Origin of the sequence: Rhodococcus sp. APC 3903 (assembly GCF_030407755.1) — a bacterium.
GTDB lineage: Bacteria > Actinomycetota > Actinomycetes > Mycobacteriales > Mycobacteriaceae > Rhodococcus_F > Rhodococcus_F erythropolis.
Genome location: NZ_JASDCV010000019.1, coordinates 20,233 through 34,577, shown reverse-complemented (window position 1 = coordinate 34,577; position 14,345 = coordinate 20,233). Strand labels below are relative to the sequence as shown.

Annotated in this window: 14 protein-coding genes; 9 read left to right on the top strand and 5 right to left on the bottom strand. The window is 62.9% G+C overall.

The features are described 5' to 3' along the window. Positions 1 to 134 precede the first annotated feature (134 nt). A complete protein-coding gene (locus QMA15_RS24250; RefSeq protein WP_279164117.1) occupies positions 135 to 599 on the top strand; it encodes a DUF2716 domain-containing protein in 465 nt (154 codons plus the stop codon). A gap of 28 nt (positions 600 to 627) precedes the next feature. On the opposite strand, the gene QMA15_RS24245 is transcribed toward QMA15_RS24250, so the two are convergent. Beyond that, positions 628 to 1,314 carry an MBL fold metallo-hydrolase gene (locus tag QMA15_RS24245; protein WP_020969731.1) on the bottom strand — a complete coding sequence of 229 codons (687 nt, stop codon included), beginning with the start codon at positions 1,312 to 1,314 and terminating at the stop codon, positions 628 to 630. Positions 1,315 to 1,488: 174 nt separating this feature from the next. Here QMA15_RS24245 and uvrA point away from each other — a divergent pair, with 174 nt between their 5' ends. Continuing rightward, a complete protein-coding gene (gene uvrA / locus QMA15_RS24240; protein WP_024487477.1) occupies positions 1,489 to 4,449 on the top strand; it encodes an excinuclease ABC subunit UvrA in 2,961 nt (986 codons plus the stop codon). A gap of 72 nt (positions 4,450 to 4,521) precedes the next feature. Here uvrA and QMA15_RS24235 read toward each other — a convergent pair whose 3' ends face one another. Next, positions 4,522 to 5,232 (bottom strand): alpha/beta hydrolase, encoded by a 711-nt coding sequence (locus QMA15_RS24235; protein WP_019748620.1) that lies wholly within the window; start codon positions 5,230 to 5,232, stop codon positions 4,522 to 4,524. A gap of 80 nt (positions 5,233 to 5,312) precedes the next feature. On the opposite strand from QMA15_RS24235, the gene QMA15_RS24230 reads away from it, so the two are divergent. After that, positions 5,313 to 6,023, top strand: a complete 711-nt coding sequence (locus QMA15_RS24230; protein ID WP_019748619.1) for a WYL domain-containing protein — start codon at positions 5,313 to 5,315, stop codon at positions 6,021 to 6,023. Positions 6,024 to 6,028: 5 nt separating this feature from the next. Here the strand turns inward: QMA15_RS24230 and QMA15_RS24225 are convergent, their stop codons facing one another. Then, the gene (locus QMA15_RS24225) at positions 6,029 to 6,445 is read right to left on the bottom strand and encodes a DUF1801 domain-containing protein (protein ID WP_279164116.1); all 417 of its coding nucleotides are present in this window, start codon (positions 6,443 to 6,445) and stop codon (positions 6,029 to 6,031) included. A gap of 1 nt (position 6,446) precedes the next feature. Then, complete coding sequence (locus QMA15_RS24220; RefSeq protein WP_020907885.1) at positions 6,447 to 6,815, bottom strand: DUF1844 domain-containing protein; 369 nt, start codon at positions 6,813 to 6,815, stop codon at positions 6,447 to 6,449. 370 nt (positions 6,816 to 7,185) lie between these two features. On the opposite strand from QMA15_RS24220, the gene infC reads away from it, so the two are divergent. From infC to pheT, 6 genes are all read left to right on the top strand, one after another. Next, positions 7,186 to 7,878 (top strand): translation initiation factor IF-3, encoded by a 693-nt coding sequence (gene infC, locus QMA15_RS24215; RefSeq protein ID WP_003944008.1) that lies wholly within the window; start codon positions 7,186 to 7,188, stop codon positions 7,876 to 7,878. A gap of 43 nt (positions 7,879 to 7,921) precedes the next feature. Then, positions 7,922 to 8,116: a 50S ribosomal protein L35 gene (gene rpmI, locus QMA15_RS24210; RefSeq protein WP_003944043.1), complete on the top strand. Its 195-nt coding sequence runs from the start codon at positions 7,922 to 7,924 to the stop codon at positions 8,114 to 8,116. Between the two features lie 63 nt (positions 8,117 to 8,179). Then, entirely contained in the window at positions 8,180 to 8,569 is a 390-nt protein-coding gene (gene rplT / locus QMA15_RS24205) for a 50S ribosomal protein L20 (protein WP_019748616.1), read from the top strand. 23 nt (positions 8,570 to 8,592) lie between these two features. Then, entirely contained in the window at positions 8,593 to 9,423 is an 831-nt protein-coding gene (locus tag QMA15_RS24200; protein ID WP_007736261.1) for an RNA methyltransferase, read from the top strand. A gap of 170 nt (positions 9,424 to 9,593) precedes the next feature. Next, positions 9,594 to 10,664: a phenylalanine--tRNA ligase subunit alpha gene (pheS, locus tag QMA15_RS24195; protein WP_003944109.1), complete on the top strand. Its 1,071-nt coding sequence runs from the start codon at positions 9,594 to 9,596 to the stop codon at positions 10,662 to 10,664. 60 nt (positions 10,665 to 10,724) lie between these two features. Next, positions 10,725 to 13,211: a phenylalanine--tRNA ligase subunit beta gene (gene pheT, locus QMA15_RS24190; RefSeq protein WP_019748615.1), complete on the top strand. Its 2,487-nt coding sequence runs from the start codon at positions 10,725 to 10,727 to the stop codon at positions 13,209 to 13,211. A 58-nt stretch (positions 13,212 to 13,269) separates the two neighbouring features. Here the strand turns inward: pheT and QMA15_RS24185 are convergent, their stop codons facing one another. After that, positions 13,270 to 14,334 (bottom strand): Lrp/AsnC family transcriptional regulator, encoded by a 1,065-nt coding sequence (locus tag QMA15_RS24185; protein WP_070387010.1) that lies wholly within the window; start codon positions 14,332 to 14,334, stop codon positions 13,270 to 13,272. Between the last annotated feature and the right edge of the window lie 11 nt (positions 14,335 to 14,345).

Here is a 14,345-nt window from a genome sequence, read left to right as displayed (position 1 = left end):
TGACCCGGTTGACGGATTCCTGGTCGCCGAAGCGCGCTGTACTGCGTCGATGACTTCTCCACCGATCCGGACACACCGTTCTGAAGTATCCGTTACCGCGTATCCGCATACGGCGTGTTCGAAGGTGTCACACAATGCGCACCGTTCGAGCACGATGGTGTTGTGACCACGAAGGTATCGCTGAGCCGACGCCGGCCGTGGTCTTCGATTTGGGTGCGGCGCCAGCTGCGACTCCAGGGGCGTGGGCTGCTCGCGTGGATGCGATAAACGCCGAAGCGTTGCGCTGTTTTGTCACCATTTGGAACGACGATCCCAACTTTGTCGTTCTGGATTGGCAGCATCCGGGCTACACCTTCGACGCGGAGGCGCATGCTGCCGCGAAAGAGTTGGCGGAGTGGCGTGTCCCGATCTATCCGAACGGCGACTACTACATATTCAGTCGTGACGACTTCACGGAAGGGACCTTCGGCCATCCGTGGGAACGCACGCTGTGTGTGTTCGGGGAACGGATGGTCGAAGGACTCGGCCGGACTCTGTCGACCTGGCTTCCGCGACTTCGCGTCGACGGTGAACAGGTCGATAGTCAGGAAGTCGGTTAGCGGGGTCTAGTACGGAACAGGTGAAACGTCACCAACCGCGCTCGCGCCATTCCGCCAGGTGCGGGCGCTCGGTACCCAGCGTCGTGTCCTTGCCGTGCCCGGGGTAGACGACGGTCGCGTCGTCGTACCTTCCGAACAGCTTGTTTTCCACGTCGTCGAGCAGGGAAGTGAACTTCTCGGGGTCGGCGGTCTTTCCGACGCCGCCGGGGAAGAGTGAGTCGCCGGTGAAGAGGTGAACCTGTCCATTCGGTTCGGTCAGAGCCAACGCAATGGAACCGGGCGTGTGGCCGGACAGGTGAATGACGTCGAGGCTCAGATTGCCAACTGTCACCTTGTCGCCGTCTTCGAGGAGTACGTCCGGGGTGACGGGAAGGACCTCCGCGTCGAGAGGGTGAGCCGCGGTCGGCACCTTGGTGGCAGCGTGGACGTCCTGCAGAGCCAACCAGTGATCACCGTGTTGGTGGGTGGTGACGATGGAATCGAAAACAGGTGCTTCCTGTTCGATGAGCGCAATGATCTTCTCGGCCTCGTTGGCCGCATCGATCAGGAGAGATTTCCCGGTCGCGGAACAGACGACGAGGTAAGTGTTGTTGTCCATGGGGCCGACCGACATCTTCGTGATGACGGCACCGTCGACTGTGCGCCGCTGAGGGGCAGAATCGGGGGAGACCTGACCGGTGTAGGAGTCGTCGATCACGATGGGCTGATTCGTCATGAAACGCAGGCTACCTTCGAATAGGGGCAGGTAGAGCGATGGGCTCGCCTGGTGAGAAAAACGTGTCGGTGGCTCGGCCTACGATGACGATCGCTCGAGGACTCGCGTTTGCGAGGCCACTCGAGACTTCTCCGGGGGGACGGCCCCGGACGATTGACAATGAAGGGAATTGGTGTGGCGGATCGCCTGATCGTGCGGGGTGCGCGTGAGCACAATCTGCGAGGAGTCGATCTCGACCTCCCGCGAGACAGCCTGATCGTCTTCACCGGGTTGTCCGGCTCCGGCAAGTCCAGCCTCGCGTTCGACACGATCTTTGCCGAAGGTCAGCGCCGTTACGTCGAGTCACTCTCGGCATACGCGCGTCAGTTCCTCGGTCAGATGGACAAGCCCGATGTCGATTTCATCGAGGGATTGTCGCCGGCGGTGTCCATCGACCAGAAGTCGACCAACCGCAACCCCCGTTCGACGGTGGGCACGATCACCGAGGTCTACGACTACCTCCGGCTCCTTTATGCCCGCGCAGGTTCGGCGCACTGCCCGGTCTGTGGTGAGAAGATCGCACGTCAGACCCCGCAGCAGATCGTCGACCAGGTGCTCGAGATGGAAGAGGGCATCAAGTTCCAGGTCCTCGCACCGGTAGTCCGTACCCGTAAAGGCGAGTTCGTCGACCTTTTCGATCAGCTCAATACCCAGGGCTACTCGCGCGTGCGCGTCGACGGAGTCGTCCATTCACTCGCAGATCCGCCGAAGCTCAAGAAACAGGAAAAGCACGACATCGAAGTAGTGGTCGACCGATTGCAGGTCAAGGCGAGCTCGAAGCAGCGCCTGACCGACTCGGTCGAGACCGCACTTCGATTGGCCGAAGGCATCGTGGTCCTCGACTTCGTCGACCGTGAAGAAAATGCACCTGATCGTGAGCGTCGTTTCTCCGAGAAGCTGGCCTGCCCGAATGGCCACGCACTCGCGATCGACGATCTCGAACCGCGCTCGTTCTCCTTCAACTCGCCCTACGGCGCCTGCCCGGAATGCACCGGCCTCGGTATCCGCAAGGAGGTCGACCCGGATCTGGTGGTTCCCGATCCTGACCTGAGTCTCGAAGACGGTGCAATCGCGCCGTGGTCGATGGGCCAGAGTTCCGAGTACTTCGGACGCCTGCTGTCCGGCCTCGGCGACATTCTCGGATTCGACATGAAGACGCCGTGGAACAAGTTGCCGGCGAAGGCCCGCAAAGCAATCCTCGAAGGCAGCGAAGAGCAGGTGCACGTCCGGTACAAGAATCGGTACGGCCGTACCCGTTCTTACTACGCGGAGTTCGAAGGTGTGATGCCGTTCTTGCACCGCCGGCTCGAACAGACCGAATCCGATCAGATGAAGGAACGCTACGACGGGTACATGCGCGACACCCCGTGCCCGGCGTGTGGTGGTGCTCGCCTGCGCCCCGAAATCCTGTCTGTAACTATCGCGGCGGGAGACTTCGGCAGTAAGTCCATCGCCGAGGTCTGTGAACTGTCGATCTCCGATTGCGCGGATTTCCTGAACAGCCTCACTCTCGGCTCGCGTGAAGAGGCAATCGCGGGTCAGGTCCTCAAGGAAGTTCAGGCGCGCCTCGGCTTCCTGCTCGACGTCGGCCTGGAATACCTTTCCCTCTCGCGAGCCGCGGGCACGTTGTCCGGTGGCGAAGCCCAGCGAATTCGCTTGGCAACGCAGATCGGATCCGGACTCGTCGGTGTGTTGTACGTGCTCGACGAGCCGTCCATCGGGCTGCACCAGCGCGACAACCGGCGACTGATCGAAACCCTGACGCGCCTGCGCGACCTCGGCAACACGCTGATCGTCGTCGAACACGACGAAGACACGATCCGTACATCCGACTGGGTGGTCGACATCGGACCGTACGCCGGCGAGCACGGCGGCAAGGTCGTCCACAGCGGACCGTATGAAGAACTGCTGACGTGTGAAGAGTCTTTGACCGGGGCCTACCTGTCTGGTCGCAGCTTCATCGAGGTTCCGGCCATTCGTCGGCCGGTGGATCGCAAACGCCAGGTCACGGTCGTCGGAGCTCGCGAGCACAATCTCGACGGCATCGACGTGAGTTTCCCGCTGGGTGTTCTCACCGCTGTCACCGGTGTCTCCGGTTCGGGCAAGTCGACGTTGGTCAACGACATTCTCGCGACCGTCATGGCGAACAAGCTCAACGGTGCACGCCAGGTGCCTGGCCGTCACACACGAATCAACGGTCTCGATCAGCTGGACAAGCTCGTGCAGGTCGATCAGTCTCCGATCGGCCGGACTCCGCGATCGAATGCGGCGACGTACACCGGTGTGTTCGACAAGATCCGAACCCTGTTCGCGGCCACCACGGAGGCGAAAGTCCGCGGTTACCAGCCCGGCCGATTCTCGTTCAATGTCAAGGGTGGACGCTGCGAGGCGTGCTCCGGCGACGGAACCTTGAAGATCGAGATGAACTTCCTGCCGGACGTGTACGTGCCCTGCGAGGTATGCCACGGCGCTCGGTACAACCGCGAAACGCTCGAGGTCCACTACAAGGGCAAGTCGATCGCCGAGGTACTCGACATGCCCATCGAGGAAGCAGCCGAGTTCTTCCAGCCGGTGACGTCTATTCACCGGTACCTCAAGACGCTGGTCGACGTCGGACTGGGCTATGTCCGACTGGGTCAGCCGGCTCCGACCCTGTCCGGTGGTGAGGCGCAGCGCGTCAAGCTGGCCGCCGAGTTGCAGAAGCGGTCCACCGGTCGCACGGTGTACATCCTCGACGAGCCCACCACGGGTCTGCATTTCGAGGACATCCGAAAGCTCCTGATCGTGATCAACGGTCTGGTGGACAAAGGCAACAGCGTGATCGTGATCGAGCACAACCTCGACGTGATCAAGACGTCGGACTGGGTCGTCGACATGGGGCCCGAAGGTGGATCCGGCGGCGGAACCGTTGTGGCGCAAGGTACCCCGGAGGACGTTGCCGCGGTCCCCGAGAGCTACACGGGCAAGTTCCTCAGTGAGGTTCTCACCGCACAGCACGCGCCCGTCAAGGCCAAGCCGATCACCAAGAAGCGTGCAACGAAGGCAGTTGCCGCAAAGAAGGCGGCGCCACGGAAGAAAGCTGCTTCCGTGAGCTAGTAGAAGGTGAGCAAGTAGCAGTCGGTCAGTGATGCCGGGTCGGAATCCGATCCGGCATCACTGCTTTGTCGATCAGGAAGCGGCGGCCTCGAGGATCACCTGGGCGACGTCTTCGGGGCGCGACCACATCGGCCAATGGCCGGTCGGGAGGTCGACGTACGTCACGGGGAGTTTCGCCAGTTCGGCGGCCATCGGATGACCTCCGTCGGCCATCTGGGCAATCACCGCGGACGGGAACGTGCTGCAAACGACGGTTGACGGCACCTGGTAGCGCTTTTCGTTCGTCAGGACAATCGGCTCACGCGCCGGCCCGGCCGGTTCGGGGACGGCGTTGGCGCGAAACGCCTCGAGAGCCTTCTCGTCGAGTCCTTCGAGGCTGCTGCCGTCTGCTTCAAGTTCTGCCCACGTCGGCAGCGGTATCTCGACGACGTCAGCGGCCAGATCCGGTCGCAGCGCCGCGCCGTCGGGCATGGGGCCTGAATCGACGTAGACGATCCGCGCGACTCGATCCGGGATGCGATCGGTTACCGCGTATCCCACCGGGCCGGCGCCGCTGTGTACGACCAGGACCGTACGTTCGTCTGAATCCGATACAGCGTCGATGACTGCGCGGACGTGGGCGTCGAAGGTGACCGCTGATCTATCTGCATCGACGGCGTCGAGTCCGGGCAGCGTCAGGCTGGTCACGCGGGTGGTGTCGGAGCGCTCGAGGTGGGGGAGGACTGCGTCCCAAGCCCATGAGCCGAGCCAGAATCCGGGAACAAGAACGATGTGAGTTTTCATGGACTCACTGTGCAATCAGGTTGGTGACAACAGAGTGTCACCAATTATGTCACTGTTTGGTATCGAAATCTGCGACACTGGTGAACGTGAATCGAGCTGCGAGATTGCACGCTCTCGTCGAAGAGCTTCGGCGACAGGGCGATCGAGGGGCTACGTGTTCCCGATTGTCCGAGGAATTCGGTGTCACCACCCGGACGATCAAGCGGGATATCGAGACTCTGATGATGTCGGGCGCGGCGATCGAGGCGCGCTCGGGCCCCGGGGGTGGATACCGACTCGTAGGTCGCGCCACGCTACCGCCGGTCAATTTCACTGTTCCGCAAGCAGTTTCAATCGCGTTGGCCTTGACGGCGGCCGGTGACGCCCCGTTTGCGCCGGACGGACGAGCAGCTCTGGCGAAACTGCTCGACGTGATGGACGAGGAGAGTCGTCGTAAGGTCGCCGAACTCGGTGGCCGTGTGTGGATTCGCGGCGACGGCGGGGTAGTAGCGGATTCGCGCACGAACCGGCGGGCCGTCGAGCAGGGGCTCGAACAGAGTCGCGTCGTGTCGTTGCACTACGTGGATGGGGACGGTGCGGAGACGGTGCGGGCAGTTGAGCCACACATTCTGGCGCAGGACCGTGGGCAGTGGTTTCTCATCGGCTGGTGTCGCCAGCGCGACGCGGTGCGGTGGTTTCGACTCGATCGAATGCGTCGGGCCACGCTCACGAACGATCACTTCACACCACGGGATTCGACCCTGTTCGGCCAACCGCCCGAAGACGCTCGGCCTGTAGCCCCACGAAGGTGACCTGTTCAGTCGATCATGTTGCGGGCTGCGGCAACGGAATCCGTGATCAGTTCGGTCAGGACTGCCATGTCGACGTCGCTCAGCCGTTTGACGTACAGGCAGCCCTTGCCGATCTTGTGCTTGCCGAGGCGCGCCAGTGTGTCGGTGTAGTCGTCGAAGTTCAGCGACAAGTACAACGTGAGCGCGGTGGCCCTGGGGGAGAACCCGATCAGTGGGGTGTCACCTTCGTGGCCACTCGCATACCGGTAGTGCCGTGCCCCGAAACCGATGATGCTCGAGCCCCACATGACGGCAGGCTCGCCGGTCGCGGCCGACAGCAAGGAGATCAGCTCCAGGCTGTCGGCACGCTTGCGGTCGTCGACGCGTGAAATGAATGCGTCGACGTCCTCGGGCGTCGGTTGGGTCTTGTTGGCGGTTGCCAACTCAGTAGACCGGACCGGTGAACTTCTCGCCCGGTCCCTTTCCTGGCTCGTCCGGGTGCGAGGAGGCCTCACGGAATGCGCGCTGCAGGGCTTGAAGGCCTTCACGGATGGGTCCGGCGTGGGGGCCGAGGTATTCGACCGACGCAGTCACCAGTCCGGCAAGCGCCGTGATGACTCGACGAGCTTCGTCGAGGTCCAGATAGGGACTGGAAGACGGATCGGCGTCGGAGAGGCCGAGTTTTTCGGCAGCCGAACTCATCAGCATCACTGCGGCGCGGCTGATGACCTCGACCGCGGGAACTTCGGAGAGTTCGCGGACGTCGGGGTTCGCGCCGTCGGTGTTCTGATCTGCCTCGAAGTTCTCACTCATGGTTGTAAGGATTCCATCAGGCCGTGGTGGTGTTGAATCGGGCCTCTCCCGGCAGCACTGGGAGCGGCACCGATTTCTTTCATCTGTGGCGACCTGTTACTCTTGTTGCAACGACCGCCTCCGACTTGTTCGGGGGCAGCAAGTGGAGTCCGACTCCCACCTCTGCACGGCAGGCGAAACTGCAGTTCAGTGGTTCCGGTCACCTGTTATCGGAGATCAATTCTTCGTCAGGTTCCTCGCTCAGTCGAGGAGATAGGTTTCGGCGTGAGCTGGATCTTATGTGATCGGTCGACATCGGGCCCCGCGGATGAGCAATCATCACAGCGGGGCTTTTTTGTTGGGGTGCGGGCGGTACGGGCTGCGTGCGGTCATGAAGACCGCACCGTTCAACCTAGGAGGCCCCATCAGCACTGAGACCCGCATCAACGATCGTATCCGCGTTCCCGAGGTTCGTTTGGTCGGACCTGGCGGGGAACAGGTAGGCATCGTGCGTGTTGAAGATGCACTCCGCTTGGCCCTTGAGGCCGACCTCGACCTGGTCGAGGTAGCTCCTGATGCCCGTCCACCGGTCTGCAAGATCATGGACTACGGCAAGTTCAAGTACGAGGCTGCACAGAAGGCACGTGAGTCACGTAAGAACCAGCAGCTGACGGTCATCAAGGAGCAGAAGCTCCGACCCAAGATCGACGACCACGACTACGAGACCAAGAAGCGCAACGTCGTTCGCTTCCTCGAAGCCGGTTCCAAGGTCAAGGTCACGATCATGTTCCGCGGACGTGAGCAGTCACGCCCCGAACTCGGCTACCGCCTTCTGCAGCGTCTGGGAGCAGACGTCGCAGATCTCGGATTCGTCGAAACCTCGGCAAAGCAGGACGGCCGAAACATGACGATGGTCCTGGCACCGCACAAGGGCGCCAAGACTCGCGTCAAGGCGCAGGAGAGCGCTCAGGCGCCAGTGGCTCAGGCTGCTCCGCGTCCGGCTCCGGCCGCACCGGCTTCCAGTGAAGCAGCTCCGGAAGCACCGGCGACCGGCGATGCCGCTCCCGAGGCTCCGGCCAGCTAGTCGATTTCCCAAGATCCACCACGTAACAAGAACTGAGGACTCCATGCCCAAGATGAAGAGCCACAGCGGCGCCTCGAAGCGATTCAAGGTGTCCGGCAGCGGAAAGCTCATGCGCCAGAAGGCCGGCCGTCGCCACCTTCTCGAGCACAAGTCCAGCAGGGTTACCCGTCGTCTCGACGGTGTCGCTGTTGTCAGCCCTGACGACGCTCCGCGCATCAAGCGCATGCTCGGCATCTGAGTCGCCCCCTTACTGACCACCCGGGGCCGTACTTTCAGCCCCTAGATTGACAGGATTTTTCAAGTGGCACGCGTAAAGAGGGCGGTCAACGCCCAGAAGAAGCGTCGTTCAATTCTTGCTGCATCCAGCGGCTACCGTGGACAGCGTTCGCGTCTGTACACCAAGGCCAAGGAGCAGCAGCTCCACTCGCTCACCTACGCGTACCGCGACCGTCGTGCGCGCAAGGGCGAGTTCCGCAAGCTGTGGATCACGCGTATCAACGCTGCAGCTCGCGCAAACGACATCACGTACAACCGCCTCATCCAGGGCCTGCGTCTGGCAGAGGTCGAGGTCGACCGCAAGATCCTGGCCGAGCTCGCTGTCTCCGATGCCGAGGCCTTTGCCGGCCTGGTCGCACTCGCGAAGGCCGCTCTGCCGGCTGACGTGAACGCTCCTGCCGGAGAAGCAGCCTGATTCACGCATCACAGCAACGGCCCGTGGACCCGCTCACCGAGCGGACTCCGCGGGTCGTTTCTGCTGTCAAGCTCCTGCGCACAGCAGAACGACGCAAAGCAGGACGTTTCCTCGTCGAGGGCGAGAACTCGGTCACCGAACTGTTGAACGGTGCACTCTCGAACGGCGAGGCCCGCCCGGTACACGACCTCTTCTACACCGAGGACGCAGCCGAGCGCTATCAGCACGTCATCGATCGGGCGCTGACCGCTGGAGTTCGTGTTGCTCTTGTGACCGATCGAGCAATCAAAGCTCTGAGCGACACCGTCACGCCGCCCGGTCTCGTTGCCGTCAGCGATCTACTGGATGTACCGCTGAGCGCAGCCGTCCATCAGGAGACCCGCCTGCTCGCAGTGCCGGTCGAGGTCAACGAACCAGGTAACGCGGGCACCGTCATTCGCATCGCCGACGCAGTGGGTGCCGATGCGGCAATCCTCGCCGGTGACAGCGTCGATCCGCACAACGGCAAGGTCGTTCGTTCGTCGGCGGGCAGCCTCTTTCACCTGCCAGTCGTCCGCGATCGAGACACGGTGTCGGTGATCGAGCAGATTCGCGCAGCCGGCATTCAGATTCTCGCGACTGCAGCTGACGGCGAGGTCGATCTCGACGAGGCCGACGAGTTGCTGAGCAAGCCGACGGCTTGGCTGTTCGGGAACGAAGCTCACGGTCTCGATCCGGCGATCGCCGCGCAGGCTGATCATCGGGTCAGGATTCCGATCCATGGCCGCGCCGAAAGCTTGAACCTCGCGACAGCGGCGGCAATTTGCCTGTACGCAAGCGCGCGGGTGCAAAATCGCGCCACCGATCACGGCTGAAAACGCACGCGAAGACCTCACGGAATCCCATTTGCGGAAGCCTGAGACAATACAAGAGCAGAGACAATGCTCGAGCGAGTTCGAATGCTCGCTCGCAGTACAAGAAGTAAGCAGTACAAGAAGCACGCAGTACGAGAAGTAAACCGAGAAGCGACAGGAGCGTCACAGCCGTGGCCAAAAATGAGGGCGCGACACCGCCGGAGGTCGACGCGAGTGTACTCACCGAAGAGGCGTTGACCGCTGCGGCTGAGAACGCCGAGAAGGCGCTGGCGGACGCCGCTGACCTGGACGCGCTGGCGCACGTCAAGGTGGAGCACCTGGGGGACAAGTCCCCGATCGCCCTCGCGCGCCGGGGACTCGGCAGCCTTCCGGGCAAGGAAAAGGCGGACGCCGGTAAGCGCGTCAACATCTTCCGCACTCGGATCAACAACGCGTACGACGCTCGTCGTGAGGTTCTCCTCGCCGAGCGTGACGCTGCGGTGTTGGTTGCCGAGGCAATCGACGTCACTCTGCCTTCCGATCGCCACCCCGTCGGGGCTCGTCACCCGATCAGCCTGATTTCCGAGCAGGTCGCCGACGTATTCGTCGCGATGGGTTGGGAAGTTGCCGAGGGTCCGGAGGTGGAGACCGAGCACTTCAACTTCGACGCACTCAACTTCTTGCCGGATCACCCTGCGCGCACGATGCAGGACACCTTCCACCTGGCACCCGAGAACTCTCGCCAGGTGCTGCGTACCCACACCTCGCCGGTGCAGGTCCGCACCATGCTCTCGCGTGAGGTGCCGATCTACGTGGTGTGCCCGGGCCGCACGTTCCGCACCGATGAACTCGATGCGACCCACACGCCTGTCTTCTCGCAGGTCGAAGGCCTGGCCGTCGACAAGGGCCTGACCATGGCCAACCTGCGCGGGACTCTCGACGCGTTCGCTCGTGCCCTTTTCGGCCCCGAGACGCGTACCCGTATGCGCCCCAACTACTTCCCGTTCACGGAACCGTCGGCCGAGGTCGACGTCTGGTTCGCGAACAAGAAGGGCGGCGCCGGCTGGGTCGAGTGGGGCGGCTGCGGCATGGTCAACCCGAACGTTCTGCGCGCCAGCGGTATCGATCCCGACGAGTACTCGGGTTTCGCATTCGGCATGGGCCTCGAGCGGACCCTGCAGTTCCGCAACGGTATCCCGGACATGCGCGACATCGTCGAAGGTGACGTGCGTTTCACGCTGCCCTTCGGTGTCGCAGGCTGACCGATCCGGTCCGCGGAACCTTCACTAAGACTTATCGACAAACGAGAGAGCTGAGCAGACGTGCGAGTAGCGCAATCCTGGCTGACCGAGATCCTGCAGCGGGCAACTCCGGACTGGGAGGTGACCCCGGAAGAGCTGGACGCCGGGTTCGTCCGGGTGGGACTCGAAGTCGAGGAACTCGACACACTCGAGGCGATCGACGGCCCGTTGGTCGTCGGCAAGGTCGTCTCCATCACCGAACTGACCGAGTTCAAGAAGCCGATCCGCTTCTGCCAGGTCGAGGTCGGCGAACCCGAGCCTCGCGGCATCGTCTGTGGCGCACGCAATTTCAACGAGGGTGACCTCGTCGTCGTTGCGCTGCCCGGCGCGGTGCTGCCCGGCGGATTCGAAATCGCCACTCGCAAGACGTACGGCCAGGTGTCCGACGGCATGATTTGCTCCGTCTCGGAACTCGGTATCGGCAAAGACCATTCGGGCATCTTGGTGCTCGAGCCTGGTACCGCTGAACCCGGCGCCGACGGCAACGAGTTGCTCGGTCTCGGTGACACGATCATCGAACTGAACATCACCCCGGACCGTGGCTACTGCTTCTCGGTCCGTGGTCTCACGCGAGAGCTCGCGTGCGGCTTCGATCTCGAATACGCCGATCCCGCTTCGGTTCCCGCGCACCCGGCTGAGGGTGAAGCCTGGCCGGTGCGCCTCGAACCGGAGTCCAAGGCTTCGCGTTTCGTGATGCGGAAGATCACGGGTATTGATCCGCAGGCAGTGAGCCCGTGGTGGCTGCAGCGTCGACTTCTGCTCTCGGGTGTTCGCCCGATCTCGCCGGCCGTCGACGTCACCAACTACGTGATGCTCGAACTCGGCCAGCCTCTGCACGCGTTCGATGCGACCTCGGTGCAGGGCGACCTGGTGGTCCGTCGCGCCAAGGCGGGGGAGAAGCTGACGACGCTCGACGACGTCGAACGTACGCTCGATCCTGAAGACGTTGTCATCGCCGACGATTCCGGAGTCATCTCGCTGGCTGCCGTCATGGGCGGCGCAACCACCGAGGTGGGAACGGCAACGACGGACATCCTCCTCGAAGGAGCTACCTGGGATCCGCTCGCAGTCTTCAAGACGGCGCGCCGGCACAAGCTGCCGAGTGAGGCGAGCAAGCGTTTCGAGCGCGTCGTCGATCCGGCGATTCCGCTCGCGGCCGTCGACCGCGCAGCCGCTCTGCTGGTCGAGATTGCCGGCGGACGGATCGAGCCGGTCCTGACCGACGTGGGCGATGTCGCCCCTCGCGCTGCCATTCGCATGGATATCGACCTGCCCGACCGTGTCGCCGGAGTCACGTACCCCAACGGCACCGCTGCTCGCCGCCTCACCCAGGTTGGCTGCAACGTCGAGGTCGGCGTCAGCGAAGAGGGACACGGCCAGTTGGTCGCGACGCCGCCGTCGTGGCGTCCGGACCTGGTGCAGCCTGCGGACCTCGTCGAGGAAGTTCTTCGCCTCGAAGGTCTCGAGCAGATCCCGTCGGTGCTTCCCGCCGCTCCGGCCGGACGCGGATTGACTCCGTCGCAGCGGCGTAAGCGCACGGTGTCGAAGGCCGTGGCTCACGCCGGTTACGTCGAGGTACTTCCTCCGGTCTTCCTGCCCACCAACGTCTTCGACGTCTGGGGCCTCGACGCGGATGATCCGCGCCGCAACACCAGCAAGGTCCTCAACCCGCTCGAAGCCGATCGTCCGGAGTTGGCGACCACGCTGCTCCCGGGTCTGCTGGAGATCCTGGCTCGCAACGCTTCTCGCGGTCAGCGTGATCTTTCGCTGTACGGCATCGCGCAGGTTGTCCTGCCGGGCCCCGATACCAAGCCGGTGGATGCATTGCCGGTGGATCGTCGCCCGACGGACGAGCAGATCGCGAACCTGATCGCGTCGTTGCCGGCTCAGCCCGTGCACATCGCTGCAGTGTTGAGTGGTTTGCGTGAGCCGAGCGGCCCCTGGGGTCCTGGCCGTCAGGCCGAGGCTTCGGACACTTTTGCAGCAGTGCGGGTCATTGCAGCTGCAGCAGGCGTCGAGGTGGAACTGCGTGCGGCGCAGTACCTGCCGTGGCATCCCGGCCGTTGCGCCGAGGTTGTCGTTGACGGCAACGTAGTCGGTCATGCGGGCGAACTGCATCCGGCTGTCCTCGAGCGTGCGGGATTGCCTGCGCGCACTTGTGCACTGGAGATCGACCTCGACGCTTTGCCGTTGGTCGAGAACCTGCCGGCGCCGCGCATTTCGCCCTTCCCCGCAGTGCTCCAGGACGTGGCGGTTGTTGTCGATCGCGATATTCCTGCGGCGAAGGTCCAGGAAGCTCTGCGTTCCGGCGGCGGCGAACTTCTCGAAGACATTCGCCTCTTCGACGTCTTCGAGGGCGAGCAGGTCGGTGAAGGCCGCAAGTCGCTCGCGTTCGCGTTGCGATTCCGTGGTGTCGACCGGACACTGACCGAGGACGAGGCAAGCGCGGCTCGCGATGCCGCGGTCGAGGCTGCCTCCAAGGCTGTCGGTGCGCAGATGCGCGGCTGATCTACTCAACTGATCACAGAGCCCACGTCCACTCCCGGTGGTCGTGGGCTCTGTCGTGTTATCGGTTTTCCGGTGAATCGGTGCGGCTCGGCAACCACACATCCGGGGCGATAGTCGAGGTTCTGCGCCCGTTCTGATCGAGTACGTGACCGAGCAGTTTGCGCAGGTGCAGCACGATGGATCGTTCGGTGACGTAAAGCCCCGAAATCTCCTTGCGCAGACGAATTTCGAATGCATCGAGTTCTGCAGGAGAATGCAGCCACAACTGAACCACCAGGTTGTCGGCGCCCACCACCGCGAAACAGTTTCGGACTTCCGGCGCTCGGCTCAGTAATCGGCCCGCAGTATCGAGAAGTTCGGGTTCGACGCGGCACCACAGTGTGGCGAGCACGGGAAGCCCGGCCAGCGGCCGGGCAAATTCACACCGCAGCGCCACCAACCCCGAAGACGTGAGCCGGTCGATCTGGCGTTTGCATGCAGCCGGACTGACACCGATCGCGTCGGCCAACTCCTTCATGGGAGTGCGCCCGTCGTAGGCGAGGATCGTGAGAACCTTGCGATCCTGTTCGGAAATGCCGGTCGACCGAGCGCGCACGGCAGTACGGCTTTCGCTGGTGGTCAGCACACCCTTCTCGGACGGTGCCAGCGCATTGAGTCTCCATCGCCCACCTTCGGTGAACCAGCGTGTGATGATCGAGGTTCGTGTCGCGAGTACGCCGTCGATCGTTGCGATCTCTTCCGAGATGAAGCGCGACATCGACGCCAAGTCCGCAGTACCGGCTGTGACGAGCAGATCGGCTCTACCTGTTGATACTTCGATGGTCACGGCGTGGGCCAAGACGGTGAGACGTGCCGCGACGGTGTCGAGAAGTTCTGGTGAGCAATCGATTTCGATGATCGCTGTGACGATGGTGCCCAGCACCTGTGGCCCCGGAGTAACCGTGACCCAGGCCAACGACGATTCGGACAGTCGATTCCAACGCCGGGCGAGAGTCGCGGCGTCGAGTTCGAGTGGGCCGGCCAACGAAAGCCACTTCGATCGCGGTGCGAGCTGCAGCGCATTGATTATCCTCAGATCGATTTCATCTATCCCGCGATCGTTGTCGGCATCGAGTGCGCTCATAACGTCATTAT

What these genes read in the sequence shown, in the direction of transcription:
- QMA15_RS24250 (WP_279164117.1), top strand. Translation starts at nt 135, where the DNA reads ATGCGCACCGTTCGAGCACGATGGTGTTGTGACCACGAAGGTATCGCT.
- QMA15_RS24245 (WP_020969731.1), bottom strand. Translation starts at nt 1,314, where the DNA reads ATGACGAATCAGCCCATCGTGATCGACGACTCCTACACCGGTCAGGTC.
- QMA15_RS24235 (WP_019748620.1), bottom strand. Translation starts at nt 5,232, where the DNA reads ATGAAAACTCACATCGTTCTTGTTCCCGGATTCTGGCTCGGCTCATGG.
- QMA15_RS24220 (WP_020907885.1), bottom strand. Translation starts at nt 6,815, where the DNA reads ATGAGTGAGAACTTCGAGGCAGATCAGAACACCGACGGCGCGAACCCC.
- infC (WP_003944008.1), top strand. Translation starts at nt 7,186, where the DNA reads ATGAAGACCGCACCGTTCAACCTAGGAGGCCCCATCAGCACTGAGACC.
- rpmI (WP_003944043.1), top strand. Translation starts at nt 7,922, where the DNA reads ATGCCCAAGATGAAGAGCCACAGCGGCGCCTCGAAGCGATTCAAGGTG.
- QMA15_RS24185 (WP_070387010.1), bottom strand. Translation starts at nt 14,334, where the DNA reads ATGAGCGCACTCGATGCCGACAACGATCGCGGGATAGATGAAATCGAT.